General features: G+C 73.4%; 4 protein-coding genes. All 4 read left to right on the top strand.

What is annotated here, in order from left to right; all coding sequences use genetic code 11:
• Positions 1 to 133 precede the first annotated feature (133 nt).
• A complete protein-coding gene (locus tag GUI43_RS33135; protein ID WP_112581658.1) occupies positions 134 to 1096 on the top strand; it encodes a UTP--glucose-1-phosphate uridylyltransferase in 963 nt (320 codons plus the stop codon).
• Positions 1093 to 2406 (top strand): molybdopterin molybdotransferase MoeA, encoded by a 1314-nt coding sequence (locus GUI43_RS33130; protein WP_091394702.1) that lies wholly within the window; start codon positions 1093 to 1095, stop codon positions 2404 to 2406. The genes GUI43_RS33135 and GUI43_RS33130 overlap by 4 nt, the downstream gene beginning before the upstream one ends.
• A 111-nt stretch (positions 2407 to 2517) precedes the next feature.
• Positions 2518 to 3168 carry a GNAT family N-acetyltransferase gene (locus GUI43_RS33125; protein WP_091397273.1) on the top strand — a complete coding sequence of 217 codons (651 nt, stop codon included), beginning with the start codon at positions 2518 to 2520 and terminating at the stop codon, positions 3166 to 3168.
• Positions 3169 to 3368: 200 nt separating this feature from the next.
• On the top strand, positions 3369 to 4011 hold a 643-nt coding region (gene sepX, locus GUI43_RS33120), incomplete at its 3' end, for a divisome protein SepX/GlpR (protein ID WP_249037923.1).

The following is a 4011-nucleotide window of genomic DNA, read 5'->3' as shown; positions in this document are numbered from 1 at the left end:
GGCCGACGACACGCCGGACAGCGCGACGGGCGCGGCGCGGGCCGGCCCGGACGCGGCGCGGCCGGGGCCGGGTGGCGGCGCGTCTTCTGGGCCACACCCGCCGCGGCAGACCCGTGGCCGATAGTCTCGCGGCATGTCGGAGCACTCAGCGAACCCCTCATCGACGGTCGCCGCAACTGGCCGTCCCCTGGCGGTCAAGGCCGTCATCCCGGCCGCCGGACTGGCCACCCGGTTCCTGCCGGCCACCAAGGCGGTGCCCAAGGAACTGCTGCCAGTGGTGGATCGGCCGGTGTTGCAGTACATCGTCGAGGAGGCCACGCAGGCCGGCATCGGTGACGTGTTGCTGATCACCGGTCGGGGTAAGACGTCGATGGTGGACCACTTCGACCGTCGCCCGGACCTGGAGACCAGGTTGGAGGAGAAGGGCGACTCCGAGCGGTTGGCCGCCGTACGTCGGCCGAGCGAGCTGGCCGAGATCTACACAGTGCGGCAGCCCGAGCAGCTCGGGCTCGGCCACGCCATCGGGTACGCCGAGTCGCACGTCGGCGACCAGCCCTTCGCGGTGCTGCTCGGCGACGAGTTCGTCAAGCCGTCGGAGCCGCTGCTGCCGGCGATGCTGGAGTTGCAGGCCCGCACCGGCGGTGTGGTGCTCGCCTTCTTCGAGGTCGACCCGGCCGAGACCAAGCGGTACGGGATCGCCTCCGTCGAGCCGGCCGAGTCGGAGCTGACCGACATCGGCGAGGTCGTCAGGGTGACCGGGATGGTGGAGAAGCCGCAGCCCGAGGACGCCCCGAGCAACCTCGCGGTGCTCGGCCGCTACGTGTTGCCGGGCAGGATCTTCGACGCGATCCGGCGGACCAAGCCGGGCAGCGGTGGCGAGATCCAGCTGACCGACGCGATGGAGCTGCTGCGTACCGAGGGCGTCCCGGTGCACGCGATCGTCTACCGGGGCACCCGCTACGACACCGGCATGCCGCTGGGGTACCTCCAGACGGTGGTGCAGATCGCCGCCGAGCGCGACGACCTCGGTGCCGAGTTCCGGTCCTGGCTGGCCGACTTCGTCAAGGCCGACGCGGCAGGCGGATCTGGTACATGACCGCGACGGCCGACGCCGAGGCGGCCGCGAACGAGTTGACGCCGCTCGCCGACTACCTGGGCAGCGTGCTGCGCAGGTTGCGCGCGCTGCCGCCACTCGACCTCGACCTCACCCAGGCGCACGGCAACGTCCTCGCCGAGGACGTCGTCGCGCCGCACGCCTTCCCGGCCTTCGACCAGGCGGCAGTGGACGGCTACGCCGCGCGCTGGGAGGACATTTCCGGAGGGGGTCGGGGGCCGAGCTACGTCCCGGCCCCCTCCGGCACGCCCGGTGGTCGCACCATTCGGCTCAACGTGGTCGGCGATCTCGGCGCCGCGAGCTGGCGGCCGGTCCGGCTCACCCCCGGCTCGTGCTTCTCGGTGGCCGCCGGGGCTCCGCTGCCGGTCGCCGCTGACGTCGTGGTCCCGGTGGAGTGGACCGACCAGGGCATGGCCGCGGTGGAGATCTTCCGCACCCCCAAACGGGGGTACGGGGTACGTCGAGCGGGTGAGGAGCTGCCCGCCGGCACCCTGCTGGCGCGGGCCGGCACCTACGTGTCCCCGGCCCTGGTCGCCGTCTTCGCGGCGACCGGCATCGGGCACGTCGTGGTCCGGCCCAGTCCACGGGTGGTCATCGTGGCCACCGGTGACGAACTCGTCGACGTGGGCCGGGGCAGTCAGCCCGGTCAAGTGGTGGACGCGAACTCGCACGCGCTGACCGCCGCGGCGGCCGAGGTGGGCGCGCTGGCGTACCGGGTGGGAATCTGCGACGACGACCCGGAGGGGCTGCGCGGGCTGTTGGAGGACCAGACGCTGCGCGCCGACCTGATCATCACGACCGGGGGCACCGGCACCGGCCCCGGAGACATGGTGCGTCGGATCCTCTCCCGCCGTGAGGGCGGTCGCGCCGGGCCGGTCACCTTCACCGACGTGGCGCTCTATCCCGGCACCGCGCTCGGGTTCGGCACGGTCGGCGCCGAGGAGGTGCCGGTGGTCTGCCTGCCCGGCGACCCGGGCGCTGCGTTGATCGGCTTCGAGGTCCTGGCCCGCCCCGCCATCCAACTGCTCGCCGGCGCCGAGCCGGTGTTCCGACCCAGTGTGCGGGCACACCTGCTGGAGACCGTGTCGTCGCCGACGGGGCTGCGCGAGTTCCGGCCGGCGCACGTCGCCGAGCGACGCGGCGGCGGGTACACGGTCCAGCCGCTCAGCGGGGGGCCGTTCACCCTCTCCGGGTTGGCCGAGGCCAACGGGCTGCTGGTGCTCGGCGAGCGGGTCACCACGGCCGCGGCCGGCTCCACAGTGGACGTCCTGCTGCTGGACCGCCGCCGGTGACGCGTTCCGGCCGGTCCGCTCGCGGCCCGCGTCGGGTGATCGTCGAATCTGTGCGGTGAACGTGGTGGGGCTACTTGCGCGCGACACGGTCCCGCGCGGGAGACTGTGCGGGTGAGTCTCTTCGGACCCGCGCGGGCACCGGGCTGGCCGGTGGAGCTGGCAGACGGCCCAGTGCTGCTGCGGCCCTACCGGCGCTCCGACGCGGCGGCGTGGTCGGAGGTGCGACGGGCCAACCGGGCCTGGCTGGCACCCTGGGAGTCGTCACTGCCCGGCGGTTGGGACGAGATGAACTCGCCGGCCGCGTTCCGCTGGGTGCACCGTGACCAGCGGCGTTCGGCCCGCGAGGGTGAGGGCATGCCGTTCGCGGTCTGCCTGCGTGAGGCCGACCGGGACCGGCTGGTCGGGCACATCAACGTGGGCAGCATCGTGCGGCGGGCGCTCTGCTCCGGCTACGTCGGCTACTGGGTGGACGCGCGGGTCGCCGGCCAGGGTGTGATCCCGACGGCGCTGGCGCTCGCCGTGGACCACGCGTTCGGGCCGGGCGGGCTGCACCGGGTGGAGGTGAACATCCGTCCGGAGAACCGGCCGTCCCGCCGGGTGGTGGAGAAGCTGGGCTTCCGCGAGGAGGCGTACCACGTGCGCTACATGCACATCGACGGCGCGTGGCGGGACCACATCGGGTACGCGATGACGAGTGAGGAGATCGCCGCCGAGGGTGGCCTGCTGGCCCGCTGGCACCGGGTTCGCGCCAACGCGCGGTAGGAGGATTTCCCGACATCCGCCCACTCGTCCCACGGACGGGATCGGCGCGGCGCGGTGGCATCACGGTCGGTGCGCCGTAACCTCAAGTAACTGCAAGCTGCGGCAAGCGCTCCCCGGCCGGACGATCCACGCGCCCAGGCGTGATCGATGGAAGATCCTGCGGTCGGATGGCGGTTGCTTCGAATTCGGTGACGGGAGGGGTGAGGGTGCCGACCTCGGTGCTCCTCGCCGTCCTCGCCGCCGCCGGCCTGCTCGCCCTGGCCCCGGCGTTGGTTCGCCGGTACGACGCCACCGAGCGGCTGGTGGCGGAGCGGGCGCAGTCGACGGCGCGGGTGCTCCAGCGCCGCCGACGGCGCCGCACTGTGCCCGGACGGCGACCCGTCCATCCTCCGCGCTCACTGGTCGTCACCCTCAGTGAAGATGCGACTACTGGCGCGTTGAGCGCGCCGGTCTCCGCGCCACCGGCCGTCCGCCGCTCCGGTCGACTGCGCGCCGTGCCCGCCGCACCGAAGCGGTCCCGTCGCCGCCCGCCGCCGCGCCGACAGCACACCCCCGCCGTGTACCGGCGTCGCCGGGTGCTCGCCGCCCTACTGCTGCTCAACGTCGTCGAGCTGATCGGCGTGCTGTTCGTCAGCCCCGGCTTCTGGGTCGGCTTCGGGGTCACCTTCCTGCTCCTGGCCCTGTACGTCGTGCACCTGCGGGGCCAGGCCCTCGCCGGGCGTCGCCGCCGCCGCGCCCGAGCCCGGGAGGCCGCCTGGTTGGCCGCCCGGCAGGCCGAGGATGTGCCCGATCTCGTGGGTCATGATCCGCAGCACGCTGTACTGGGCGGCCTGCTGGGTGTCG

The organism is Micromonospora noduli (assembly GCF_003264365.1).
Classification (GTDB): Bacteria; Actinomycetota; Actinomycetes; order Mycobacteriales; family Micromonosporaceae; genus Micromonospora; species Micromonospora noduli.
This window is presented reverse-complemented; position numbering and strand designations above follow the sequence as displayed.